Source organism: Rhizobium sp. BK060 (genome assembly GCF_014193145.1).
Classification (GTDB): Bacteria; Pseudomonadota; Alphaproteobacteria; order Rhizobiales; family Rhizobiaceae; genus Rhizobium.
The window spans coordinates 1-25,396 of the sequence record NZ_JACHYW010000019.1; the positions used below are offsets into that span (position 1 = coordinate 1).

At 61.4% G+C, this 25,396-nt stretch carries 22 protein-coding genes and 1 pseudogene; 13 read left to right on the plus strand and 10 right to left on the minus strand.

Features of this window, described 5'->3' with window-relative positions; genetic code table 11:
* From FHT71_RS20335 to lptC, 7 genes and pseudogenes are all read right to left on the minus strand, one after another.
* Positions 1-159 (minus strand): annotated as a pseudogene (locus FHT71_RS20335) (group II intron reverse transcriptase/maturase); the annotation flags it as partial.
* Positions 160-267: 108 nt separating this feature from the next.
* Positions 268-732 carry a PTS IIA-like nitrogen regulatory protein PtsN gene (ptsN, locus tag FHT71_RS20340; protein WP_007529605.1) on the minus strand — a complete coding sequence of 155 codons (465 nt, stop codon included), beginning with the start codon at positions 730-732 and terminating at the stop codon, positions 268-270.
* A gap of 64 nt (positions 733-796) precedes the next feature.
* The gene (gene raiA, locus FHT71_RS20345; protein WP_007787745.1) at positions 797-1,372 is read right to left on the minus strand and encodes a ribosome-associated translation inhibitor RaiA; all 576 of its coding nucleotides are present in this window, start codon (positions 1,370-1,372) and stop codon (positions 797-799) included.
* A gap of 253 nt (positions 1,373-1,625) precedes the next feature.
* The gene (gene rpoN / locus FHT71_RS20350) at positions 1,626-3,185 is read right to left on the minus strand and encodes an RNA polymerase factor sigma-54 (RefSeq protein ID WP_132592015.1); all 1,560 of its coding nucleotides are present in this window, start codon (positions 3,183-3,185) and stop codon (positions 1,626-1,628) included.
* Positions 3,186-3,341: 156 nt separating this feature from the next.
* A complete protein-coding gene (gene lptB, locus FHT71_RS20355; protein ID WP_132592013.1) occupies positions 3,342-4,127 on the minus strand; it encodes an LPS export ABC transporter ATP-binding protein in 786 nt (261 codons plus the stop codon).
* A 39-nt stretch (positions 4,128-4,166) separates the two neighbouring features.
* Positions 4,167-4,775, minus strand: a complete 609-nt coding sequence (locus tag FHT71_RS20360) for an LptA/OstA family protein (protein ID WP_183721668.1) — start codon at positions 4,773-4,775, stop codon at positions 4,167-4,169.
* A 13-nt stretch (positions 4,776-4,788) separates the two neighbouring features.
* Entirely contained in the window at positions 4,789-5,454 is a 666-nt protein-coding gene (gene lptC, locus FHT71_RS20365; protein WP_183721670.1) for an LPS export ABC transporter periplasmic protein LptC, read from the minus strand.
* A gap of 212 nt (positions 5,455-5,666) precedes the next feature.
* On the opposite strand from lptC, the gene sppA reads away from it, so the two are divergent.
* From sppA to FHT71_RS20385, 4 genes are all read left to right on the plus strand, one after another.
* Positions 5,667-6,617 carry a signal peptide peptidase SppA gene (gene sppA, locus FHT71_RS20370; RefSeq protein ID WP_132592007.1) on the plus strand — a complete coding sequence of 317 codons (951 nt, stop codon included), beginning with the start codon at positions 5,667-5,669 and terminating at the stop codon, positions 6,615-6,617.
* A gap of 29 nt (positions 6,618-6,646) precedes the next feature.
* The gene (locus tag FHT71_RS20375; protein WP_003544934.1) at positions 6,647-6,946 is read left to right on the plus strand and encodes an integration host factor subunit beta; all 300 of its coding nucleotides are present in this window, start codon (positions 6,647-6,649) and stop codon (positions 6,944-6,946) included.
* 135 nt (positions 6,947-7,081) lie between these two features.
* Positions 7,082-7,414 carry a DUF1049 domain-containing protein gene (locus FHT71_RS20380; RefSeq protein ID WP_132592005.1) on the plus strand — a complete coding sequence of 111 codons (333 nt, stop codon included), beginning with the start codon at positions 7,082-7,084 and terminating at the stop codon, positions 7,412-7,414.
* A 164-nt stretch (positions 7,415-7,578) separates the two neighbouring features.
* Complete coding sequence (locus FHT71_RS20385) at positions 7,579-8,484, plus strand: S1C family serine protease (protein ID WP_132592003.1); 906 nt, start codon at positions 7,579-7,581, stop codon at positions 8,482-8,484.
* 18 nt (positions 8,485-8,502) lie between these two features.
* Here the strand turns inward: FHT71_RS20385 and FHT71_RS20390 are convergent, their stop codons facing one another.
* Both FHT71_RS20390 and FHT71_RS20395 read right to left on the minus strand, forming a co-directional pair.
* A complete protein-coding gene (locus FHT71_RS20390; RefSeq protein WP_183721735.1) occupies positions 8,503-8,955 on the minus strand; it encodes a GNAT family N-acetyltransferase in 453 nt (150 codons plus the stop codon).
* A gap of 30 nt (positions 8,956-8,985) precedes the next feature.
* Positions 8,986-9,438, minus strand: coding sequence for a carbon monoxide dehydrogenase subunit G (locus tag FHT71_RS20395; protein ID WP_132592001.1), 453 nt, complete (start codon positions 9,436-9,438; stop codon positions 8,986-8,988).
* A gap of 118 nt (positions 9,439-9,556) precedes the next feature.
* Between FHT71_RS20395 and FHT71_RS20400 the strand changes: the two genes are divergently transcribed.
* From FHT71_RS20400 to FHT71_RS20420, 5 genes are all read left to right on the plus strand, one after another.
* Positions 9,557-10,657 carry a class I SAM-dependent methyltransferase gene (locus tag FHT71_RS20400; protein WP_132591999.1) on the plus strand — a complete coding sequence of 367 codons (1,101 nt, stop codon included), beginning with the start codon at positions 9,557-9,559 and terminating at the stop codon, positions 10,655-10,657.
* Complete coding sequence (locus FHT71_RS20405; RefSeq protein ID WP_132591997.1) at positions 10,654-11,514, plus strand: RNA methyltransferase; 861 nt, start codon at positions 10,654-10,656, stop codon at positions 11,512-11,514. Before FHT71_RS20400 ends, FHT71_RS20405 begins: the two co-directional genes overlap by 4 nt.
* A complete protein-coding gene (gene lspA / locus FHT71_RS20410) occupies positions 11,511-12,014 on the plus strand; it encodes a signal peptidase II (RefSeq protein WP_183721672.1) in 504 nt (167 codons plus the stop codon). The genes FHT71_RS20405 and lspA overlap by 4 nt, the downstream gene beginning before the upstream one ends.
* 55 nt (positions 12,015-12,069) lie before the next feature.
* Complete coding sequence (locus FHT71_RS20415) at positions 12,070-14,340, plus strand: ATP-binding protein (protein WP_183721674.1); 2,271 nt, start codon at positions 12,070-12,072, stop codon at positions 14,338-14,340.
* Positions 14,341-14,450: 110 nt separating this feature from the next.
* Positions 14,451-15,326 (plus strand): GNAT family N-acetyltransferase, encoded by an 876-nt coding sequence (locus FHT71_RS20420; protein WP_007787759.1) that lies wholly within the window; start codon positions 14,451-14,453, stop codon positions 15,324-15,326.
* A 54-nt stretch (positions 15,327-15,380) separates the two neighbouring features.
* Here the strand turns inward: FHT71_RS20420 and FHT71_RS20425 are convergent, their stop codons facing one another.
* Positions 15,381-17,663, minus strand: coding sequence for an NADP-dependent malic enzyme (locus tag FHT71_RS20425; RefSeq protein ID WP_132591991.1), 2,283 nt, complete (start codon positions 17,661-17,663; stop codon positions 15,381-15,383).
* Positions 17,664-17,774: 111 nt separating this feature from the next.
* On the opposite strand from FHT71_RS20425, the gene mutS reads away from it, so the two are divergent.
* From mutS to murJ, 4 genes are all read left to right on the plus strand, one after another.
* On the plus strand, positions 17,775-20,507 hold the full coding sequence (gene mutS, locus FHT71_RS20430) for a DNA mismatch repair protein MutS (protein ID WP_132591989.1): 2,733 nt from the start codon (positions 17,775-17,777) through the stop codon (positions 20,505-20,507).
* Positions 20,508-20,510: 3 nt separating this feature from the next.
* A complete protein-coding gene (locus tag FHT71_RS20435; protein WP_183721676.1) occupies positions 20,511-20,786 on the plus strand; it encodes a hypothetical protein in 276 nt (91 codons plus the stop codon).
* 105 nt (positions 20,787-20,891) lie between these two features.
* Entirely contained in the window at positions 20,892-23,801 is a 2,910-nt protein-coding gene (locus FHT71_RS20440) for a [protein-PII] uridylyltransferase (RefSeq protein WP_132591987.1), read from the plus strand.
* 10 nt (positions 23,802-23,811) lie between these two features.
* The gene (gene murJ / locus FHT71_RS20445; RefSeq protein WP_132591985.1) at positions 23,812-25,392 is read left to right on the plus strand and encodes a murein biosynthesis integral membrane protein MurJ; all 1,581 of its coding nucleotides are present in this window, start codon (positions 23,812-23,814) and stop codon (positions 25,390-25,392) included.
* The last annotated feature ends 4 nt before the right edge of the window (positions 25,393-25,396 follow it).

Consider the following 25,396-nt stretch of genomic DNA (forward strand, 5'->3'; position numbering starts at 1 on the left):
GGCGTGGCCCCGCCGTTCCAGTTCCTTGTCGAGATCGTCAAGCAGGATATTTGACATCAGCGGCGAAAGGGGACCCCCTTGCGGGGTCCCTTCACGGCGTGCCGTTTCCATCCCACCCGTCATCAACCCAGCCTGCAGGTAGCGACGGATCAGTCGCAGTCCGGATACCATCCAGGTCAAACGGTGCCCTCCCACGACGCGCCATGCCTCGCGCACAACGAAAAAAAGCGCCTGAGCATCAGGCGCCTTTTGCTGGAATATGAATGCTTAGGCTGCGTTCGAGGTCTGCTCCTCATTGAGGAACGCATAGATCGCCGAAGCGGAGTCGGTCGCACGCAGCTTGGCGACGAGATCATGATCGCGCAGCACGCGGGCGATGCGCGACAGAGCCTTGAGGTGATCGGCGCCCGCGCCTTCGGGCGCCAGCAGCAGAAACACCAGATCCACGGGCTGATCGTCCAGAGCCTCAAAATCCACCGGCTGATCGAGACGTGCGAAGATGCCGACGATGGAGTGGACGCTTGCGAGCTTGCCGTGCGGGATGGCGATGCCGTTTCCGACGCCGGTCGAGCCGAGGCGCTCGCGCTGCAGGACAACATCGAAAATTTCCCGCTCCGAAAGCCCTGTGACTTTTGACGCCTTTGCAGCCAATTCCTGGAGGAGCTGTTTCTTGGAATTTACCCTGAGGGCGGGAATGATCGCATTTTGCTGCAGCAAATCTGCCAATGCCATTTTATTTTCCTTCTGCGCCAAGAAAGGGAGAGCGGCAGCCTAACTGCCGCCCTTCGCCCCGATCTCAGCTTTTGATGCTGGCTGCATCGATCCAGCCAATGTTACCGTCGTGCCGACGATAAACGATGTTTAGTTGTTCCTTGCCGGGGCTGCGAAAAAGCAGCAGCGGCTCGTCCGTCATGTCGAGCGCCATCACGGCGGTCGCTACGGACATTGTTTTCAGTTGCTTGGTGCTTTCGGCGACAATCGCCGGCGCGAAATCATCCGGAATCTCGTCGTCGTGGTCCGACATCCCACCCATCACGGTATACGCGACTTCCGCAGAACCATTCTGGTGATTTCCGGAGTGGTGATCCTTCAGTTTGCGCTTGTAGCGGCGAAGACGCTTCTCAATCCGTTCGGACGCTGCATCGAAGGCCAGCTGCGGATCCATCGCCTCCCCGGCGGCATGCAATACAACTCCGCTATCGAGATGAAGCTTGCAGTCGGCGGAAAACCGGGCGTTGGCCTTCTGCACGATCACTTGACCGGAATACCCTCCGTCGAAGTATTTCGTGACGGCGACACCGATTTGGTCCTCGATCCGCTGACGGAACGAGTCACCAATTTCCATATGTTTACCGGATACACGCACACTCATGGAGTTTCCCTTCTTATGATGGTTTGCGAGTACCAGTCTACGCCAAGGCTCACCCTCATCCAAGCACTTCGCGCGACCCCAAGCAAGATCGGCCGAAGTTCCCGGCTTCAGGCGCCCTGAGGATGATGGGGATAACTTCCAACGCTGTCCACAGCGCCAATTGCGGCGCGCTTCTAGCCAGAAGTTACCAAAATGTCAACAGACACATGCATTAGAACGTTGGAATACACGCGGTGGTCGCCTCAGGCAACAGTCAAAAGCCGGCGACCTTCGCCAAAGCCCGCTTCTCCCGCCTGCGCTGGACGGACGAAGCAATACTCATCGCCTCGCGATACTTGGCCACTGTACGGCGGGCAAGGTCGACGCCGCCTTGCTTCAGGATACCGACGATATCGTCATCAGAAAGCACGGCATCCGGGCTTTCCTGCAAGATCAGCGTCCGGATCTTGTGGCGCACGGCCTCGGCCGAATGGCTGTCACCGCCCTCGACGGCACTGATCGAGACGCTGAAGAAATACTTGAGCTCGAAGAGCCCCCGCGGTGTCAGCATGTACTTGTTTGACGTCACGCGGCTGACGGTGGATTCGTGCATCTTGATGGCGTCGGCTACCGTCTTAAGGTTGAGCGGCCGCAGGTGATCAACACCATGCATCAGGAAGGCATCCTGCTGTCGAACGATCTCGCTTGCGACCTTCATGATCGTCTTGGCCCGCTGGTCGAGGCTCCGGGTCAGCCAATTGGCGGTCTGCAGGCATTCCGACAGAAAGGCGTGATCGTCACCACTCTTCGTGACTTTGGAAAAATACGTTTGATTGACCAGAACGCGCGGCAGCGTGTCCGGATTGAGCTCCACCAGCCAGCCGCCATCGGAGCCCGCGCGCACGACGACGTCGGGCATGATCGCCTCCGACATTCCGGCTTCGAAGCCGGCGCCCGGCTTCGGATTGAGCTGGCGGATCTCGCCCAGCATATCGAGCAGATCTTCTTCGTCCACGCCGCAAAGCCGCTTCAGCGTCGCGAAGTCGCGCCGAGCCAGAAACTCGAGATTGCAGACCAACGCCTGCATCGCGGGGTCAAAGCGGTCCTTCTGCCGAAGCTGGATCGCCAGGCATTCGGCCAGGTTGCGGGCGAAAACACCGGGCGGATCGAGCGTATGCAAGGCGGCGATCACGCGCTCGACATCGTCAACGCTCGCGCCCAGCCTATCGGCAGCTTCCGTCGCATCGCCCTGGAGATAGCCTGCCTCGTCCAGCTGATCGACGAGGTACTGGGCGATCAGGCGATCGGACATGTCGGGCAGGATAAAGGGCAATTGTTGGGCAAGGTGATCGCGCAGCGAGATCTGACCGGCGACGAAATCATCAAGATCGTAGCTCTCTGCCCCTTCGCCGTTGCCGGGCATCGACTTCCACTGGCTGATCAGCTCGGGAGCATCGGCACGCTGCGGGGCGCCATCATCGGGAAAGACGTTCGCATAGTTGGCGTCGAGCTCATCATTGAGGCGGCTTGCACCGGCGCCGTTGCCACTCTCGTACCAGTCGCCCGACAAAACCTCGGTGCGGCTGTCGTAACCGTCATCGGAGGACTCTTCCGCTTGATGTGGATAGGCCTCGTCTTCCGCTCCACTGCGCTCGGTGCCTACGTCCGCATCATTTGACGGAAGCTCCAGCAGTGGGTTCTTTTCGACTTCCTGGGCAATGAACTGCGTCAGCTCGAAATGCGTCATCTGCAGCAACTGAATGGACTGCATCAGTTGCGGTGTCATGACCAGCGACTGGTTCTGGCGCAGGAAAAGATTGGCCGACAGTGCCATAGCGGACGCGAAACTCCCGTTCGTCTCCTCCGGGAAACCGCGTCCTGTCACGGGCTCAGGCCACGGAAATCCAAGTTGGCCCAAAAATTGCTTTTTTATTCTATTTGGTCAAGCGGAACTGTCACAGAAGGTGAATTTCCGCGGCGCCGGAGCGCGTCAAAGGCTGAAATTGTCGCCCAGGTACAGGCGGCGCACTTCCGGATTGTTGACGATGTCGTTGGCACGACCATGCGTCAGGACTTCGCCGGCATGGATGATATAAGCGCGGTCGATCAGCCCCAGCGTCTCGCGCACATTGTGGTCGGTGATCAGCACGCCGATACCGCGCGCCGTCAGATGATGAACGAGATGCTGGATGTCGGCGACGGAGATCGGATCGACGCCCGCGAACGGCTCGTCGAGGAGCATGAAGGTAGGATCGGTCGCCAGCGCGCGGGCGATCTCGAGGCGGCGACGCTCGCCGCCGGAAAGCGATACGGCCGCGCTCTTGCGCAGCTTACGAATGTGAAACTCATCGAGCAACTCGTCGAGCTTCTTTTCGCGCGCAGCCTTGTCGTTGATATGCACTTCCAGAACGGCGCGAATATTCTCTTCGACGGTCAATCCCCGGAAGATCGACGCTTCCTGCGGCAGGTAGCCGACGCCCAGCCGTGAGCGGCGATACATCGGCATCGTCGTAACCTCATTGCCGTCGATCTCGATCGTGCCCTCGTCAACGGGCACAAGCCCGGTGATCATATAGAAGCAGGTCGTCTTGCCGGCGCCGTTCGGACCCAGCAGGCCAACGGCCTCGCCGCGTCGAACGACCAGCGACACGCCGTTCACGACACGCCGGGTGCTATAGGTCTTGGTCAGACCGCGCGCAATCAGCGTGCCCTGGTAACGGCTCTTGTCACCGGCGGGGGTCTCTGCAGCCACTTGGTGCCCGGACCTGCCGAACATGGTCGATAACGAGAATAAGTTCACGTGGTAAGGCCGGGGTCAGTTCTGTTTCTGTGACTTCGGATCAAGCTGAATCTGGACGCGCCCCCCGCAGCTGTCCAACTGTGCCTGTCCCGTCTCCATGTGCACCGTCAACTGGCAACCCGTGAATACGTTCGGTCCATCGGTAAGGATCACCTTATCGCCCTTGAGGATGAAAAGTTGCTTGGTCATGTCGAAGGAACCATTATCGGCCGTGGCTGTCTGCGTGCCTGAGTTCAGGAACACCTTGTCCGTCACGATGATGTGATCGATATCGGCGTTGCCCGATGAAATCGAGGCCGAAGCGGCCTTGGCGCCATCCGCCGGGGCCGCATTCGCGTCGCCGCCCTTCGGCTTGTAATAGACCGTCATATGTCCGGCCTGCAGTGTCGTCTTACCCTGCACCACCTTCACATTGCCCGTGAAATCGGCCGTGTGCTCCTGATCGTGGATCTCCAGCTTGTCGCTCTCGATCTGGATCGGCTCGTCACTGTTCAGCTTCAAACCGTCCATCTGGCTGGTCGTTGCCTGCGCCAGGGCGCCCCCGGCCAACAGCAGCAGCGCCACCGCGCCACTGAGAAATACTGCTCCCGCCTTGCGGGTAGAAATGCGACAATCGTTTGTCATGGTGACCCGGCTGTTAAGTGCCCTGTTTGTGAATAGCGGACGGATCGACATTCATGCGTACATTCCCCTCGAATGTGATCGTCTGCCCCTTATCCGTCATCTTCATCGAGCGTGCAACAATAGACGCGCCATCTTTCTGAATACTTACGGGATCCTCGCTCGTGAGCTTCCCGCCCTTAATGTCGACCTTGGCGCTCTGGAAGTTGGCTGTCAGCCCGTTGCTCAAAAGGATGGCAAAGGGTGATTTGACATCGAGATTATCGGTCGAACGGTCGTAATCTGCAGCCGTCGCTTCGACGCGGGCAATGAGATCGTCCTTCATCGGTACCGCAGCCTTGATGTTCTCCAGCGTCATCAGGTTGGGATTCTTGATATCCTGAAGCGCCCGTTCGGCCAGCATCGAATAGTTGACCCCATTCGAATTGCGGCCGGAGATTGCGGGCTTCTCCATCACCACCTTGCCGTTCTCGATCTTTGCACCCTCGATCTTGATGTTCTCCGGCAGATAGGTGCGGACCACGGAAACACCAATAAAGACCAACGACACCACAACGGCAGCGATCGGAAGGATGATCTTCAGGCGGCGCACGCGCGCGGAATGGAAGCGCGCAGCACCATAGGCGCTTCGCTCCGGCTTCACATAGTCAGCCTTTCCGCTGGTGTTCAAAGTGTTGAGCATAAACAAGGTCCGTGTCGGTGATCAGGCGACGTATATAGGCATTGTCGCGCTCGATCACAGTTCGTTTCGCATTATTACACTGACTTGCCAATATGGATTTTTTTCTGCAACAAGCAAGAAAGGCGCCGACGCGTGGTAAATCAACGTGTCCGAACGGCGCTCGGGCCCTAGATTTACGGGATTGCGCGTGCTCGCCGCCCCTGGAGGAATGAATGGACAGTTCGATGATCGCCGATCGCCGCAGGCTTCGCCGAAAGGTCGGTTTCTGGCGCGTCGTTGCGGTATTGTTGCTTGTAGCACTGGGTTTTGCCGCCTATCGGGCATTCGTCGGCGACATCGCAACCCGCCGGCCACACGTCGCCCATGTGACCATTTCCGGGCTGATCACCGATGATAACGAACTCCTGGAGCGGCTGAAGAAGATTGAAAAGAACGACGCGGTGAAGGCCGTCGTCGTCTCGATTTCCTCGCCCGGCGGCACCACTTATGGCGGCGAGCGGGTCTTCAAGGCAATCCGCGCCGTTGCCGCCAAGAAGCCTGTCGTATCCGACGTGCGCACACTGGCTGCTTCCGCCGGCTATATGATCGCGACCGCCGGCGACATGATTATTGCGGGAGACAGTTCGATCACCGGTTCGATCGGGGTGATCTTCCAATATCCGCAGGTTAAGCCGCTGCTCGACAAGATCGGCGTTTCGCTGGAAGAAATCAAATCGTCACCGTTGAAGGCCGAACCCTCGCCATTCCATCCGGCAAGCGAAGAGGCCAAGGCGATGATTAACAACATGATCATCGATAGCTATGGCTGGTTCGTCGATCTCGTCGCCGAGCGGCGCAAACTGCCACGCGACGAGGTGCAGAAGCTCGCGGACGGCACGATTTTCACCGGCCGTCAGGCGCTCAAGGCAAAGCTGATCGATCAGATTGGCGGGGATGACGAGATCAGGGCCTATCTTGAGACACGCAAGGTCAGCAAGAGCCTGCCTGAGGTCGATTGGGACAAGAAGAGCAGCACACCCTTCCTGCTCGCAGACAGCGCGTCTCGGATCCTGGCGCTGCTTGGCTACGACGATCTTGCCAAGGCTCGCGATCTCGGCGGAATCCTGCCTCAAAAGTTGCTCCTTGACGGGCTCCTTTCAGTTTGGCAGGTTGGCCATGACTGATAAGAAATCAATAATTTAAGGGGGCGAAAGTGATCAAGTCCGAACTGGTGCAGATAGTTGCAGCCCGCAACCCCCATCTTTACCATCGCGACGTCGAGAATATCGTCAACGCGGTGCTCGATGAGATCACCGACGCGCTCGCCGCGGGTAACCGCGTCGAGCTGCGCGGATTCGGTGCGTTCTCGGTAAAAAATCGCCCGTCCCGCTCCGGCCGCAACCCGCGCACCGGTGATACCGTTTTCGTCGAGGAGAAGTGGGTTCCCTTCTTCAAAACCGGCAAGGAGCTTCGCGAGCGCCTCAATCCGGGACAGGCCGACGAAGAGGATTGATCCCTCTTAGACATGGCTGCTATATGGCTGCCTGCGGCAACCCCGCACTTGAACTTGGCTCTCGGCCCACTATCCTGCTGATCAGAGCAAAGCGCCGCGCCAAAGACGGCGCGCGTTGAAATACGGAGGCCGAGCATGGCGAAAAAGATCACTAACCTATTGATTTTTCTGCCATTTGGAATCATTCTGATCGTCTTTTGCGTCGCCAACAGACAGGTCGTGACACTCGCCTTCAATCCCTTCCTGCCGGAAGACCGAGTTCTCTCGCTGTCGGCGCCATTCTTCGTGTTCATCTTCATCGCGCTGATCATCGGCATCGTCGTCGGCTCGGCGGCCACCTGGCTGAACCAGGGCAAATACCGCAAGCGTGCTCGCACCGAGGCCAAGGAAGCCGTTCGCTGGCAGGCAGAGGCGGATCGCCACAAAAACCGCGCCGAGGAAATTGTCGGGCAGCTGCCGTCGCGGTGACGCGCTCGACAGGGCCGAAGGCTAGAGCGCAGGCTGAAATTCCGGGGCGCAAACACTTGCAGCCGCAGACCCACCTCCATAGCTATATAAAATAGGCCCCACTGCACATCTGCCAGGCACAGTCGTTTCGCGACACACGCGCCGCGCCTTGCGAGGATGAGACTATGAATATCGACGAAGTCCTGCGGTCAGTTGTGGCCGTTCGCTCCTCAATTCCGGAAGATGCCTTTACCGCCGGCACGCTCGGCACACGCCGGGAAGGCAGCGGCGTCGTCATCAGGGAGCCCGGACTGGTCCTCACCATCGGCTACCTGATCACCGAGGCCGAGGAAGTGTGGCTGACCACGCTTGACGGGCGTGTCATCGCAGCCCATCCGCTCGCCTATGACCAAGAGACCGGGTTCGGGCTGCTTCAGGCGCTGGGCGATCTCGGCCTGCCGGCATTGGAATTCGGCGATGGCACCGGAGCCAGCCTCGGCGACCCCGTTGTGCTGGCGGACGGCATCGGCCAGTTCGTGGAAGCCAGGATTGTGGCAAAGCAGGAGTTCGCCGGCTATTGGGAATATCTGCTTGAGGAGGCGATCTTCACGACACCCGCGCATCCCTCCTGGGGAGGCGCGGCACTCATTGACGCCGAGGGCAAATTGCTTGGGATCGGTTCATTGCGCCTGCAGATGAGCCAGAACGACGAGGTCGCCGATATCAACATGATCGTGCCGATCAACCTGCTTCCGCCAATTCTCGACGATCTGATGACCCGCGGCCGCGTGAACAAGCCGCCGCGGCCATGGCTCGGAGCCTTCTCCGCGGAAAGCAATGGCGATGTTGTCGTGATGAGCGTGGCCGAGGGAAGCCCGGCGGCTGACGCCGGCTTGCGGCGGGGCGACATCATTTCCGAGATCCGCGATGGCGAAGTTGATGGACTCGCCGATTTCTATCGCAAAGTCTGGAGCAGCGGACCCGCGGGCGCGGAAATCCCAATGCGAGTTCTGCGCGATGGCCGCGAGGCGTGGCTGCGCATCAGGTCCGCCGATCGCAACGCGTTCCTCAAGAAGCCGCAGTTGCAGTAGGGTCGGCGAATGCCGATTCTACGCGCCCGGATAAAAGCTCATCTCCTCGTAGTCGCCTTCCGCTGATGTGCCTGATCCCGTAACGACGAACCCCTTGGAACGATAGAAGGCCTTCGCGCGGCCGTTCTTCACCAAGCACTTCAATCGATACCTGTTGTGCGGCCAATCCGGCAGCGCCGTGAGCAGCGCGGCACCAGCACCCTGCCCCTGCCAGGATTTGCTGACATAGAGCATGTGAATGAAATCGTCCGGCGGCCATAGCGTCATGAAGCCTGCGGTCTCCCCATTCGGGGCCTCCGCAAGCCATAGATCTTCGCCTTGCGTGTGGGCTTGGAAATCTTCGTGGCGGAAGCTTGAGGGATCGACCCACACGAAGGTTTCACGACGTACGGCCAGATAAATGCTGGCCAGTGTTTCCAAGTCCGACTGGCGTGGCGATCTGATGGTCCACTTTACGGATTGCGGCTGCATCTGAATGGAGAAATCTGTCAATTTGGACCCTTACTCTGCGGCCTTGGCGCTGACGGCAGCGTTGAAACTGGAAAAGAACTGCTGCGCCAGCTTCGTCGATGTCGAATCGATCAATCGCGCGCCTAGCTGCGCGATCTTGCCACCGACCTGGGCTTTTGCTTCGTACTGCAGGATTGTTTCGCCACCGTCGTCCTTCAGCACGACGTCGGCTCCGCCCTTGGCGAAACCGGCAATACCGCCTTTGCCCTCGCCCGAGATCGTATAGCTTTCCGGCGCCTTGATGTTGGATAGCAAGACCTCGCCGTTAAACGTTGCCGAAACCGGACCGATTTTGACCTTCACCACCGTTGTCAGCTCGGTCGGAGATTTCATCTCCAGGCTCTGACAGCCCGGAATGCACTGCTTCAATATCTCAGGGTCGTTGAGCGCTGCCCATACGACATCCCGGGGTGCGGTGATCCGTTCTTCGCCGGTCAAGTCCATCCGAAATCCTCCCATTTCGACCTGCCTCAATTTATCACAGCCGGAAAGCGCTTTGCCAAGGTGAAACGGAATGCTATTTGCACGAGCTCTATCGAATTGAATCACGCGGAAGATCACGTTGAGACAGAAAGAACGCCGGCCGGGCCAGAAATTCGCCGCCGGCCCCTCCGGCGGGCGCCGCGCCGACGATCGTGGCCAGCGACCGACAAAACCCGCTGCCAAGCCTGCGCCAGCGCGCGAAAAGGTGCGTGAACCGGCCTCGGTGCCGACGGCAATCGAGCGACCGCTGATGGAGCGCACCGGCGAGCGTCCGGCCGAACGCGTGCCCGTCATTCTCGAATCCCTTGGCGCAGGCGACTTTCATCTCATCGACAGCGGCAATGGCGAGAAGCTGGAGCAATACGGCCCCTACCGGATCGTACGCCCTGAAGGCCAGGCGCTGTGGCAGCCGTCCTTGCCAAAGCAGGCCTGGGAAAAGGTCGATGCCGTCTTCACCGGCGATACCGACGAGGAAGGCACCGGGCGCTGGCGCTTTCCCAAGGAAGCGCTCGGCGAGACCTGGCCACTCAACCTGCTCGGCGTAGACTTCCTCGGCCGCTTCACCTCCTTCCGGCATGTTGGCGTCTTTCCGGAGCAGATCGTCCACTGGACCTGGATGAAGCAGCAGGTCGAAGCCGCCGGACGACCGCTAAAGGTGCTGAACCTCTTCGGCTACACTGGCGTCGCCTCGCTGGTTGCGGCGGCAGCGGGCGCAGAGGTTACCCATGTCGATGCGTCGAAGAAGGCAATCGGCTGGGCGCGCGAAAACCAGGCGCTGAGCCGGCTGGAGAAGGCGCCGATCCGCTGGATCTGCGAAGACGCGATGAAGTTCATCCAGCGCGAAGAACGCCGCGGCAACAGCTACGACATCATCCTCACCGACCCGCCGAAATTCGGCCGTGGGCCGAATGGCGAAGTCTGGCATCTGTTCGAGCATTTGCCTGTCATGCTCGACATCTGCCGCGAAATCCTGTCGCCCAAGGCGGTCGGGCTGGTGCTGACCGCCTATTCGATCCGCGCCAGCTTCTATTCGATCCATGAGCTGATGCGCGAGACGATGCGCGGTGCCGGCGGCGTGGTCGAGTCAGGCGAGCTCGTCATTCGCGAGGCCGGGCTGGACGGCAAGGCGCCGGGACGCGCGCTCTCCACCTCCCTTTTCTCCCGCTGGGTGCCGAAATGAGCCATGAACACAAGGGCCACGGCCCGCATAAAGTCGGGCACGTGAAAGAGGTCACCTCACTCGCCAATCCCATCATCAAGGATATCAAGGCGCTCAGCGACAAGAAGACGCGCGAGCAGAGCGGCACCTTCATGGCTGAAGGGCTGAAGCTGGTGATCGATGCGATCGACCTCGGTTGGACGATCCGCACGCTGGTCTATGCGAAGGCTGCCAAAGGCAAGCCGCTGGTCGAGCAGATGGCTGCAAAGACTGTCGCTTCCGGGGGACTAGTGCTCGAGGTCAGCGAAAAGGTGATCTCGTCAATCACCCGCCGCGACAATCCGCAGATGGTCGTCGGCATCTTCGAAAGCCGCTGGAAAGCATTGCGCGAGATCCACCCGAAGCGGGGTGAAACCTGGATCGCCCTCGATCGCGTCCGCGATCCCGGCAATCTCGGCACGATCATCCGCACCGCCGACGCCGCCGGCGCCTCCGGCGTCATCCTCGTCGGCGAGACGACCGATCCCTTCTCGCTCGAAACGGTGCGCGCCACCATGGGCTCGGTGTTTGCCGTTCCCGTTGCGCGTGCCACGCCTGAAGAATTCATTGTCTGGAAGAAGCACGCCGGCGTTTCCGTCGTCGCGACGCACCTCGCCGGGTCGGTCGATTACCGCACGATCGACTACAAGATGAAGCCGGTGGTGATCCTGATGGGCAACGAGCAATCCGGTCTGCCGGAGCATCTTGCCAAGGAAGCCGACGCGCTTGCCCGTATTCCGCAGCAGGGCCGCGCCGACTCGCTTAATCTTGCCGTCGCGAGCGCCGTCATGCTGTTCGAGGCACGCCGCCATCTCCTCTCACTCGACGAGGCCAAATGACCGAACAGACGCTAGAACGACGGACCCTGTTTGCCCGGCCCCTGCCGATCCTGATCTTCATCATCATCGCCGTCGTGCTCGACCAGATCGTCAAGATCGTCGTCGACCATACGCTGCCGCTGCAGGAGCCGGTGCATCTCATCCCGATGCTGGCCCTCTACCGGACCTACAACCTCGGAGTCGCCTTCTCGATGCTGTCGGGCATGAACGGCTGGTTTATCGTCGGCATGCGCCTGATCATCGTCGCTTTCGTCATCTGGCTCTGGAACCGCACCGACAAGCAACGCACCTTCGCCCATCTCGGTTATGCGCTGATCATTGCCGGCGCGCTCGGCAACCTGATCGATCGCTTCCTCTACGGCCACGTGATCGACTACATCCTGTTTCATACCAAGACATGGTCGTTCGCCGTCTTCAACCTAGCCGACAGTTTCATCACGATCGGCGCGGGATGCGTGATTCTAGACGAGCTGATACAACCTAAAAACGCAAACCGCTAAAATCTTAGCGGTTTGCTGAAGGCATTTAGAACCGCCGTTATGCTATCCCGGCACCATGCACGGTCTCGGTCAATTGCACGAAAGACTTGCCGCCGCGTTCCGGCGGCTTACCGCTCATCGCGACGGCGAGCGGATTTCGGACGCTGTTGCTTATCAAACCGAGGTCGTTTCTCCACCACTCCAACGTGAACGCGTGGGCCGCAAGCTGCTGTCATGGTGGTTGGGCGGCCTTGGAACTATTGCCGGCTCCGCCGTTGTCGTCGCGGCACAGGCGGGCGGTCCACTGCTGCTTTCGATCAGCCTCGGCGCCGCTGCGCTTTCCGCTATGGTCCTTCTCGCAATTCTTTCGACTGCCAGGCAGAGAACCGCGCGCAAGCACCCCACCTGCGTCTCATCCATATGGAGCCAGGGTGCGGCGCTCTTCGCCGATATCCATGATGCGCTTGGAGACATTACCGTCACGCGCAACATGGACCGGCGTATCGTCGGCGCCAACGAGGCGTTTCGCCGGCTGACCGGCAGGCTCAATCCAGAGGGACTGACCTGTGAGGAGATCGGGATCGCCTTTCGTCCCGGCCCGGCACCGCATCGCTTCGAAGTGGAGATCTCGACGCCCGAAGGCCAGCGTATCTACTTCTGGCGTGACGTCGTTACCCGCGACCCTGGCGATGGACGATTGCTGCTGCAGAGCATCGCCCGCGACGTGACCGAAGAGCGACTGACCGCGCAAGCCCGCGAGGAGGCCCGGCAGAAGGCCGAATACAACAGCGCTGCCAAGTCGCGCCTGCTTGCCACCGTCAGCCATGAAATCCGCACGCCGCTTTCAGGCATCCTCGGCATGACGCATCTGCTGACCGAAACCCGACTGACGCAGGAACAGCAGAACTATCTTACAGGCATCCGCCAATCCGGCTTTGCTTTAACGCAGCTCGTCGAGGACCTGCTCGACTTCTCGACCATCGAAGTCGGTCGCTTTCAACTGCGGCCGCGAGCCGAATCGCTGCGCAAGCTGCTCGAGAGCGTCGTCGAAATGCTCGCCCATCGCGCCCATGAAAAAGGTATCGAGATCGGCGCCACTGTTTCCTCCGACCTGCCCGAATTGATGAGCTTCGATCCAGCGCGCCTGCGTCAGGTGTTGTTCAACGTCATCGGCAACGCCGTGAAATTCACGCAGGCAGGCGGCGTTTTCGTGCGGGCATCGCTGCAGGGCAACGATGTGCTGATCAGCGTCACCGACACCGGGCCTGGCATGACCGAGGAGGAACAGAACCGCATCTTTGGTGAGTTCGAGCAGGGCGGAACGCCGATCGAGAAGAGCGCCGGGACAGGTCTCGGCCTCTCGATTTCCGCCCGCATCATGCGCGAGTTCGGCGGCTCGCTTACGGTCGCCAGCGAGAGAGGAACCGGCAGCGAGTTCAGCATCCGCTTTCCGATCGACATTCCAGAGGAAAGCCGCGGCCGCCGCAACGGCGTGCTTGCCGGCAGCGTCGTGCTGCTGCTGGCGCCTGCCGGCGCGGCACGCATGGCGATATCAGAGACGATCGCAACACTCGGCGGCGATTGTCACCTTGTCACCGACGGCGCGAGTGCACATGCGATGTTGCTTTCGATGGCCTCTCTCGGTCGCCGGCCAACCGACATCATCGTCGACCACCGCATGTCGGCGGAGTTTGCCGAGCACCTGGCCGACCGAGCCGAGATCGCGGCATTGGGACTGCGCAAGATCTTCTTGGTCAACCCGGAACAGCGAAACGCCCATGCACTCGACCTGTTCGACGCCTGGCTGATACGGCCGCTGCGAGAGCAATCGCTGATCGACGTGCTGCGTGGCCGAATGCGCGGCATGGAGAAGCGCGATGCGCTCAACGACAACCAGCCCGGGTTTAGCGTCTCCATCCCCGAAGCAGGAATCCAGAGCGGCTTGCGGATTCTGCTGGCGGAAGACGATCCAATCAACGCGATGCTCATCCGTGCCATGCTCGAAAAGGCCGGCCATGCCGTCGAGCACGTCGAACATTTCGAGATGCTTCTCGACCGTGCGCTGTCAGAGGGAAGCGTGCGCCCCGATATCGTCATCAGCGATCTTTCCATGCCCGGCGGCGACGGCATCGATATGCTTGGCCGGCTACGCGGCCATGAGCGCCGGCTTGATGTTCCGCCCGTCCCGATCATTGTGCTGACCGCCGACAAGCGCGACGAATCCCGTAGACAAGTCTTGCTGAATGGTGCAAACCGCGTCATGGTAAAGCCGGTTGACCCGATAAGGTTGCTGACGGAAGTCCAAGCTGTTGCTGCGCTTTCGGCCCGCCGCGCGGAAGCGCGGTAAGCCATCAAACAACCGGCACGCTTCTTGCCTGTGGCGGCTGTATGATGTCACTTTCCTGTCGCATATAAGTGTTTTATGGCGTGTCAAAAGCCGGCAACGGGAGAATCACCATGCCAGTAGACGCCCTCAACTGTGACGCCGTCGCCGAGATCCATCGGCCGTCTAGCACGCTTGCACCGAAGGAAGGCGATATTCTTGGCCGCATCGGCAGTCTTGAGACCCGCCTTGCCCGCACGGCCAGCGAGATCGATGCTGCCCAGGCCGTCCGCTTCCGCGTCTTCGTCGACGAAATGGGTGCACAGCTTTCGCCGGAGGCCATGCGCCGCAGGCGCGATTTCGATTCCTACGACGCATTCTGCGACCATCTGCTCGTGCTCGATCGCTCGATCGAGGGCGACAGCGAGGATCAGATCGTCGGCACCTATCGCCTGCTGCGACAGGAAGTCGCCATGGCGAATGGTGGCTTTTACTCGGCTTCGGAATTCGCGATCGACGAGCTGCTTGCCCGCCACCCGGATAAGCGGTTCATGGAGCTCGGCCGCTCCTGCGTGCTGCCCGACTACCGCACCAAGCGCACGGTCGAGCTTCTGTGGCAGGGCAACTGGGCCTATGCGCTGAAGCATGGCATGAGCGCCATGTTCGGCTGCGCCTCCTTCCCGGGCATCCACCCGGAAAGCCATGCTCTGGCGCTGTCCTTCCTGCATCACAACGTCGCCGCCAAGGACGAGTGGGCCGTCAGCGCCCTTCCGCACCTGGCACGCGACATGGATCTGATGCCGGTTGAAGCAGTCAACCCGAAGCGGGCGCTGATGGCCCTGCCGCCGTTGATCAAGGGATATCTCCGCCTCGGCGCCATGGTCGGCTCGACCGCCGTCGTCGACAAGGCCTTCAACACGACGGATGTTTTGATCGTTTTGCCGATTGCCAGCATTTCCGATCGCTACCTGAACTACTACGGCGCCGACGCCGGACGGTTCGCGAGCTGATTTTCCACCGATATAACGACGGAGCGGGAGAATGCCTCCCGCTCCGTTTCTATTTCACGATCCAGCGTAGGCCGCGATTGCGGCCATATTGACGATGTCGGAATCCTTCGCGCCCATCGAGGTGATCTGAACTGCCTTGTCGAGGCCGACGAGAATCGGACCGATGACGGTCGAGCCGCCAAGTTCCTGCAGCATCTTCGTGGAGATCGAGGCCGAGTGGAAGGCTGGCATGACCAGCACGTTGGCGGGTCCCGACAAACGGCAGAACGGGTATTGCTCCATCACCTTGCGATTCAGCGCCACGTCGGCCGCCATCTCGCCGTCATACTCGAAATCGACACGTCGCTTGTCGAGGATCTTCACAGCCTCGCGCACGCGCTCGGAGCGCTCACCCGAGGGATGGCCGAAGGTCGAATAAGCAAGCATCGCGACACGCGGCTGATAGCCCATGCGGCGTGCGAAGCCTGCGGCTTCCACAGCGATATCCGCCAGTTCCTCGGCATTCGGCATGTCGTGAACCGCCGTATCGGCGACGAAAACGGTGCGGCCGCGGCAGAGCGCGATGGATACACCGATGACGCGGTGGCCGGGCTTCATGTCGATGCAGCGGCGCACATCTTCGAGCGCCGTCGAATAGTTGCGCGTGATGCCGGTAACCATCCCGTCGGCGTCGCCCAGCGCCACCATGCATGCGGCGAAGTGGTTGCGGTCCTGATGGATCAGGCGCTGGGCATCGCGGTGCAGGTAACCTTTGCGCTGCAGACGCGCATAGAGGTAGTCGATATAGGCTTCGACACGGGTTGAAATGCGTGCATTGACGATTTCCAGTCCCGGCCGATTGAGATCGATGCCGGCGCGTTCGGCGGTCGCGTGAATCAGGTCCTCACGGCCAAGCAGGATCGCCGTACCGAGCTGCTGGTTGGCATAGGACATTGCCGCACGCATGACCTGCTCTTCTTCAGCCTCGGCAAAGACCACCCGTTTCGGACGGCGACGAACGCGCTCGTAGAGGCTCGCCAGCGTTGAGGCGATGGGATCGCGGCGGGCAGAAAGCTCGCGGGAATAGGCCGCCATGTCGGTAATCGGCTTGCGGGCGACGCCGCTATCAATTGCGGCCTGCGCCACGGCGACCGGGATCGCCGAAATTAGCCGCGGATCGAACGGCACCGGAATGATGTACTGCGCGCCGAAACGCGGACGGTTGCCCTGATAGGCGGCAACAACATCATCCGGCACGTCCTCGCGCGCGAGGTTTGCCAGCGCCTGCACGGCGGCGATCTTCATGGCGTCGTTGATAGTGGTGGCGCGAACGTCCAGCGCCCCTCGGAAGATATAGGGGAAGCCCAGGACGTTGTTGACCTGGTTCGGATAGTCGGACCGGCCGGTTGCCATGATGGCGTCGTCGCGGACGCGGGCGACCTCTTCCGGGGTGATCTCAGGATCGGGGTTGGCCATGGCGAAAATGATCGGGCGGTCGGCCATCGAGCGGATCATCTTGTCGGAGAAGGCGCCCTTCTGCGAGAGGCCGAAGACGACATCCGCGCCCTTCATCGCTTCCTCGAGCGTGCGCGCCTTGGTCTTGACCGCATGCGCCGACTTCCACTGATTCATGCCTTCGGTGCGGCCCTGGTAGATCACGCCCTTGGTGTCACAAAGGACGATATTTTCGGGCGCGAAGCCCATGGCCTTGATCAGCTCGACGCAGGCGATCGCTGCTGCACCCGCGCCGTTGCAGACGAGCTTCGTCGTCTTCAGGTCGCGACCGGTCAATTCCAGCGCGTTGATGAGACCGGCGGCGGCAATGATCGCCGTGCCGTGCTGGTCGTCGTGAAAGACCGGAATGTCCATCAGCTCGCGCAGGCGCTGCTCGATGATGAAACAGTCGGGCGCCTTGATGTCTTCAAGGTTGATGCCGCCGAACGAAGGCCCGAGAAAACGGACGCAGTTGATGAACTCGTCGACGTTCTCGGTGTCGACTTCCAGGTCGATGGAATCGACGTCGGCGAAGCGCTTGAAGAGCACCGATTTGCCCTCCATCACCGGCTTCGAGGCCAGCGCGCCGAGATTGCCAAGACCGAGGATTGCCGTACCGTTGGAGATCACCGCGACCATGTTGCCACGCGTCGTGTAGTCGTAGGCGGTAGCGGGATCGGCGGCGATTGCCTTCACTGGTACGGCAACGCCGGGCGAATAGGCGAGCGACAGATCGCGCTGCGTTGCCATCGGCTTCGTGGCGTTGATCTCCAGCTTTCCGGGCCGCCCCATGGCGTGGAACTCAAGGGCCTCGTTGTCGGTCACTGATGTAACCGGCCGCTGCTTCTTCTCGGTATCGGGCATTTTTCCTCCAACGTCTTGTGGGTGACGCCTTGCTCTTCCTCAATCGCGGTTGTCATCTATAGCGGCGGGCGGCTAGGGTTGGCACCTCTTTTTTGGAAAAAATGCATCTCCGTGAACGAACGAATAGACACTGGAATAGAAGCCTTTTCGGCTGCCGAGCTCGCCACGGAAGAAAGCCGTGCCTCGGCAACGCCGATGATGGAGCAATTCATCGAGATCAAGGCCAACAACCCTGACTCGCTGCTGTTCTATCGCATGGGCGATTTCTACGAACTGTTCTTCGAGGATGCGCTGGAAGCCTCCCGCGCGCTCGGCATCACGCTGACCAAGCGCGGCCAGCATATGGGGCAGGATATTCCAATGTGCGGCGTGCCGGTGCATGCGGCCGACGACTACCTGCAGAAGCTGATCGGGCTCGGCTTTCGTGTCGCCGTCTGCGAGCAGGTTGAAGATCCGGCCGAAGCCAAGAAGCGTGGCTCCAAATCGGTGGTGAAACGCGACGTCATCCGGCTTGTGACGCCGGGTACGATCACCGAGGAAAAGCTGCTTTCGCCGTCGGAATCGAACTATCTGATGGCGCTTACCCGGATTCGCGGCGCATCCGAGCCCGTGCTGGCACTTGCCTGGATCGACATCTCGACCGGGATTTTCCGGCTGGCCGAGACCGAAAGCTCGCGGCTGCTTGCCGATATCCTGCGCATCGATCCACGCGAACTGATCGTGCCGGACACGATCTTTCACGATCCCGAGCTGAAGCCGGTCTTCGATGTGCTCGGTCGCACGGCCGTTCCGCAGCCGGCTGTCCTGTTCGACAGCGCCACTGCCGAAGGGCGGATCGCACGTTATTTCAACGTTTCGACGCTCGATGGCTTCGGCACTTTCTCGCGCGCCGAGCTCGCCGCAGCAGCTGCAGCCGTGGCCTATGTCGAGAAGACGCAGATCGCCGAACGGCCGCCACTCGGGCGCCCGGAACGCGAGAGCGCCGCTTCAACGCTCTTCATCGATCCCGCGACCCGCGCCAATCTCGAACTTGCCCGCACGCTCTCCGGCGACCGCCATGGCTCGCTGTTAAAGGCAATCGACCGTACCGTAACCGGCGGCGGAGCGCGGCTGCTCGCCGAGCGGCTGATGTCGCCGCTGACCGACCCCGCGCGCATCAATGAGCGGCTGGATTCGATCGGCTTCCTGATGGAGGAGCCGTCGCTCTGTGGCGACCTGCGGCACCACCTCAAGCATGTACCCGATATGCCGCGTGCGCTCTCGCGCCTTGCGCTCGACCGCGGCGGGCCGCGCGACCTTGCCGCCATCCGACAGGGCTTGAGTGCTGCGGGCGATCTCGCCCGATTGCTGGCCGAAGCGCTGCTGCCGGAAGAGCTGAAGCTTGCGCTTTCGAGCCTCCAGGCCCTCCCCGCCGCTCTCGCAGCGCTGCTTTCCGAGACGCTTGGCGACGAGTTGCCGCTGCTGAAGCGCGACGGCGGCTTCCTGCGCGACGGCGCCAATGCCGAACTCGACGAGGTCCGGGCGCTACGCGACCAGTCGCGCCGCGTCATCGCCGGGCTGCAGCTGCAATATGCCGAGGAAACCGGCATCAAGTCACTGAAGATAAAACACAACAATATCCTCGGCTACTTCATCGAGGTTACCGCCGGCAATGCCGGGCCGATGACCGATACGCCGGAGGCGAAAGGCCGTTTCATCCACCGCCAGACGATGGCAAACGCGATGCGGTTCACCACGACCGAGCTTGCCGACCTCGAAAGTCGGATTGCCAACGCCGCCGACAAGGCGCTTGCCATCGAACTCGCGGCCTTCGACCACATGACGGAAGCCGTCGTTGCCGAGGCGGAAGCAATCAAGGCAGGCGCCCGCGCTCTCGCCGTCATCGACGTCGCGGCGGGCCTCGCACTTCTTGCCGATGAACAGGCCTATTGCCGGCCGCTAGTCGATGCCTCGAAGAGGTTTGCAATCGAGGGCGGACGCCATCCGGTCGTCGAGCAGGCACTGCGGCGGCAATCGTCGGGCCCGTTCGTCGCCAACAATTGCGACCTGTCGCCGGTTGCCGACGGCAAGGATGGCGCGATCTGGCTGCTGACCGGTCCGAACATGGGCGGTAAATCGACCTTCCTGCGCCAGAACGCGCTGATTGCGATCCTCGCGCAGATGGGCTCCTTCGTGCCGGCGACGTCCGCCCATATCGGCATCGTCGACCGGCTGTTCTCGCGCGTCGGTGCCTCCGACGATCTCGCGCGCGGCCGCTCGACGTTCATGGTCGAAATGGTCGAGACGGCGGCGATTCTCAACCAGGCGACCGACCGCTCACTGGTCATTCTCGACGAAATCGGCCGCGGTACGGCCACCTTCGACGGCCTGTCGATCGCCTGGGCCGCTGTCGAGCACCTGCACGAGGCGAACCGCTGCCGTGGTCTCTTCGCGACCCACTTCCACGAACTGACCGTGCTGTCCGAAAAGCTTGCGCGGCTATCGAATGCGACGATGCGGGTGAAGGAATGGGACGGCGACGTGATCTTCCTGCACGAGGTCGGCCCCGGCGCTGCCGACCGCTCCTATGGCATCCAGGTCGCCCGACTTGCCGGCCTGCCGGCCTCTGTGGTGGGGCGCGCGCGTGACGTGCTGACGCGCCTCGAGGACGCCGATCGCAAGAACCCGGCAAGCCAGCTGATTGACGATCTACCGCTGTTTCAGGTGGCGGTGCGCCGCGAGGATGCCAACCGCGGCCCCTCGAAGGTGGAGGAAGCGCTGAAGGGCATGAGCCTCGACGACATGACCCCGCGCGAAGCGATGGACGCGCTTTACGAACTCAAGAAGAAGCTGAAGCGGGGCTAGCCGATGTTCATGGACCGGCTGTTCAACGAGACTCAGAGGCTTGCGGCGATCTTCAGCGCGATCGAAGCATTGCGACTTGCCGACGAGCGGGGCACTCCGCGCGGCTGGGCCTCGCCCTTTGGGTTGCTCCAGATCATCCGCTGCTGCGCCAGGATTCTGGAACTCTCCTCGTGCGTTGCCAAAGCCGGGTACCGCGAATGCGACCGCGAGACGCTGGAGGCGATCGCCGGCGAGACCCGTCAGGTGCTCTATTCCGTACAGGCGCAGGTGGCAGCCTGATTGCCGCACGCGGGCGGTTTCGGGCATGGCAACACCTTTTCGCCAAAATTAAAGGTTCTGCAGTATGAAAGCCCGTGTCATCGGCGGGCAAAGAGGCTATAGCGCATGCAGACGAAACGAGAGGCACAGCAGGAAGCGGCTGCGCCGCGCGAACAGGAAGCCGCCCCGCGCATGGCGACGACGAACGACATCGATTTCTCCGATATCCTCGACACCGACTGTCTCTTGAAGATGTGTGACGCCGTTGCCGAGGCCAACAAGACGCGGCCTGACGTCATGCGGTCCGATCTGCTAGCAATCCTCAAGAAGGCGAGTAGCGAGGGACGCCAGAAGGCGCGCGCGCTGCTCTCGGCCGACGGCAGCGGCATCAATTGCGCCCGCCGTATCTCCTGGCTGCAGGACCAAATCATCGCGGTTCTCTACGAATTCGTCTGCGCCCACGTCTTCCCGCAGCAGAAGGACAAGTTCGCCGTCACCGCCGTCGGCGGCTATGGCCGCGACACGCTGGCGCCGGGCTCCGACATCGACCTGCTGTTCCTCTTCCAGCCGAAGCCGGCGGAAGAGACACATAAAGCAGTCGAATTCATGCTCTACGTCCTCTGGGACATGGGCTTCAAGGTCGGCCACGCCACGCGTACTCTAGAAGAGTGCATCGCGCTCTCGAAATCCGACATGACGATCCGTACCGCGATCCTCGAGATGCGGTACATCTGCGGCCTGCGCTCGCTCGAAACCCAGCTCGAGACCCGCTTCGACAAGGAAATCGTGACCGGCACCGGCCCCGAGTTCATCGCCGCCAAGCTTGCCGAGCGTGACGAACGGCACCGCAAGGCCGGCGACACGCGCTATCTCGTCGAGCCCAACGTCAAGGAGGGCAAGGGCGGCCTGCGCGACCTGCACACGCTCTACTGGATCTCGAAATATTACTACCACGTCCGCGACACGGCCGAACTCGTGCCGCTCGGCGTTCTCTCGAAGCACGAATATCATCTTTTCCAGAAAGCGGACGACTTCCTCTGGGCGGTGCGCTGCCACATGCATTTCCTGACCGGAAAGGCCGAGGAACGACTGTCCTTCGATATTCAGCGCGAGATCGCCGAGGCACTCGGATATCATTCGCGACCCGGCCTTTCCGCCGTCGAGCGCTTCATGAAACACTACTTCCTTGTCGCCAAGGATGTCGGCGACCTGACGCGTATTCTCTGCGCGGCGCTCGAAGATCAGCAGGCGAAGTCGACGCCAGGTCTGACCGGCGTCATTAGCCGCTTTGCGCATCGCAGCCGCAAGATCGCCGGCAGCACGGAGTTCGTCGAGGATCGTGGTCGTATCGCGCTCGCAAGCCCGGATGTTTTTAAGAGCGACCCGATCAGCATCATCCGGCTCTTCCACGTCGCCGATATCAATGGGCTGGAATTCCATCCGGACGCGCTGAAGCGCGTCACCCGCTCGCTCAGCCTGATCGACAACAATCTGCGCGAGAACGACGAGGCAAATCGTCTCTTCATGTCGATCCTGACCTCGAAGCGCGATCCGGCGCTCATCCTGCGGCGCATGAACGAGGCCGGCGTGCTCGGCCGCTTCATCCCGGAATTCGGCAAGATCGTCGCGATGATGCAGTTCAACATGTATCACCACTATACGGTGGACGAGCATCTCATCCGCACCGTCGACGTGCTATCGGAGATCGACAAGGGCAAGGCCGACGATCTGCATCCGCTCGCCAACAAGCTGATGCCCGGCATCGAGGACCGCGAGGCGCTTTACGTCTCAGTCCTGCTGCACGACATCGCCAAGGGCCGCCAGGAGGACCACTCGATCGCCGGCGCCCGCGTCGCCCGCAAGCTCTGCGCCCGTTTCGGTCTGTCGCAGAAACAGACGGAGATGGTCGTCTGGCTGATCCAGGAACATCTGGCGATGTCGATGGTCGCCCAAACCCGAGACCTCACCGACCGCAAGACGATCACCGACTTCGCCGATGTCGTGCAATCGCTCGACCGGCTGAAGATGCTGCTGATCCTGACGATCTGCGACATCCGCGCTGTCGGGCCCGGGGTCTGGAACGGCTGGAAGGGCCAGCTGCTGCGTACGCTCTACTATGAAACGGAACTGCTGCTTGCCGGCGGCTTCTCGGAGGTTTCGCGCAAGGAGCGCGCCAATTTCGCGGCCGAAGCGCTCTACAATGCGCTCTCCGATTGGAGCCAGAAGGACCGCAAGATCTACAGCAAGCTGCACTATCAGCCCTATCTGCTCTCCGTTCCGCTGGAAGACCAGGTTCGACATGCCGGCTTCATCCGCCAGGCGGACAAGGCCGGCCAGGCGCTGGCAACGATGGTGCGGACCGACAGTTTCCACGCGATCACCGAAATCACCGTGTTGTCGCCGGACCATCCGCGCCTCCTGGCCGTTATCGCCGGCGCGTGCGCAGCGGCCGGCGCCAACATCGTCGATGCGCAGATCTTCACGACCTCGGATGGCCGCGCGCTCGACACCATCCATGTCAGTCGCGAGTTCAAGGACGATGCCGACGAGCTGCGCCGTGCCGGCACCATCGGGCGGATGATCGAGGACGTGCTTTCCGGCCGCAAGCGGCTGCCGGAAGTGATTGCGACGCGCGCCAAGAACCGCAAGAAGAGCAAGGCCTTCGTCATCCCGCCGTCGGTCAATATCTCCAACAGCCTGTCGAACAAGTTCACGGTAATCGAGGTCGAATGCCTCGACCGGCCGGGCCTGCTGTCGGAAATCACGGCGGTTCTCTCGGATCTTTCGCTCGACATTCAATCGGCCCGCATCACCACGTTCGGCGAGAAGGTCATCGATACCTTCTACGTGACCGACCTTGTCGGCCAGAAGATCTCGGGCGACAGCAAGCGCTCGAATATCACCGCGCGCCTCAAGGCCGTGATGGCCGAAGAACAGGACGAGCTTCGCGAACGCATGCCCTCCGGCATCATCGCGCAACCGACTCCGGTCCGGGCCGCGACGCAGACGGAAAAGAAGGCGGATTCGCCCGCATGAGCCAAAACGCATGAGCCTCGTCAGAAAATTCGCCACCGTCGGCGGCGCCACCCTCGGCAGCCGCATCTTCGGCTTTGCCCGTGAAACGCTGATGGCAGCGGCCCTTGGCACCGGCCCGATGGCCGACGTCTTCTACGCCGCCTTCCGCTTTCCGAACCTCTTCCGCCGGCTGTTTGCCGAAGGTGCGTTCAACGCCGCCTTCGTGCCGCTGTTTGCCAAGGAGATCGAGGCGAACGGCACGGATGGCGCCAAACGCTTCTCCGAGGAAGTGTTCGGCGTGCTGTTTTCGGTGCTGCTGCTCATCACCATCGTGATGGAGCTCGGCATGCCGCTGCTGGTGCGCTTCGTCATCGCGCCGGGCTTTGCCGACGATGCGGAAAAATTCTCGATCACCGTGCGCATGGCGGCGGTGATGTTTCCCTATCTCATGTGCATGTCGCTGACGGCGATGATGAGCGGGATGCTGAATTCGCTGCATCATTTCTTCGCGGCGGCCATCGCACCCGTTTTCCTCAACGTGGTGATGATCGGGGCGCTGTTTTATGCGCTCTACACCGGCGCGGAGCCGCTTCAGACCGCCTGGTATCTCTCCTGGGGCGTGCTCGTTGCGGGTATCCTGCAGCTCGTGGTCGTGTATGTCGGTGTTCTGCATGCTGGCATGAGCATCGGGCTTCGCTTCCCCCGCATCACGCCGAACGTCAAGCGGCTGCTCATTCTTGCGGTCCCGGCCGCCGTTACCGGCGGCATTACCCAGATCAATCAGATGATCGGCCAGGCGATCGCTTCATCTCGCGAAGGCGCGATCGCCGCGCTTCAATATGCGGACCGCATCTACCAGCTGCCGCTCGGCGTCGTCGGGGTTGCCGTCGGCGTGGTGCTGCTGCCAGAACTGGCGCGCGCCTTGAAGGGCGGCAATCTCCGCGAGGCCGCTAATTTGCAGAACCGGTCGATGGAATTCGTGCTGTTCCTGACCATTCCGGCTGCTTTTGCGCTCTGGATCCTCTCCGACGAGATTATCCGCGTGCTCTATGAGCGCGGTGCCTTCCATCAGGAAAACACCGCGATCGTCGGCTCCATCCTCGCCGTTTACGGCATCGGCCTGCCTGCTTTCGTGCTGATCAAGGCGCTGCAGCCCGGTTTCTATGCACGCGAGGACACCAAGACGCCTATGCGCTTTTCCGCCGTTGCTGTTGGAGTCAACTGCGCGACGGCGCTGACGCTCTTCCCGTTCCTCGGCGCGCCAGGCATTGCGGTTGCGGAAGCGACAGCCGGCTGGATCAGTACCGTGCTTCTCTTCACCACGCTGCTGCGTCGCGGTCACCTCACCTGGGAATGGGCCTTGGCGCGGCGCACGGCGCTGCTCGTCGTATCCGCAGCCATCATGGGCGGCGTGATCATGTATCTGCAGCACCGTTGGGAGCCGTGGCTTGCCTCAGGCGCACACCTGGCGACGAAGGTCGGCACGCTCGGCCTACTGATCGTCATCGCCATGGCCGTCTACTTCGCGACGGCGTTCCTGATCGGCGGCGCAAACCTCGGCATGATCCGGCGCAACCTGAACCGCAAGCCGGCAGCAAAGGTCGACGGCTAGCGGT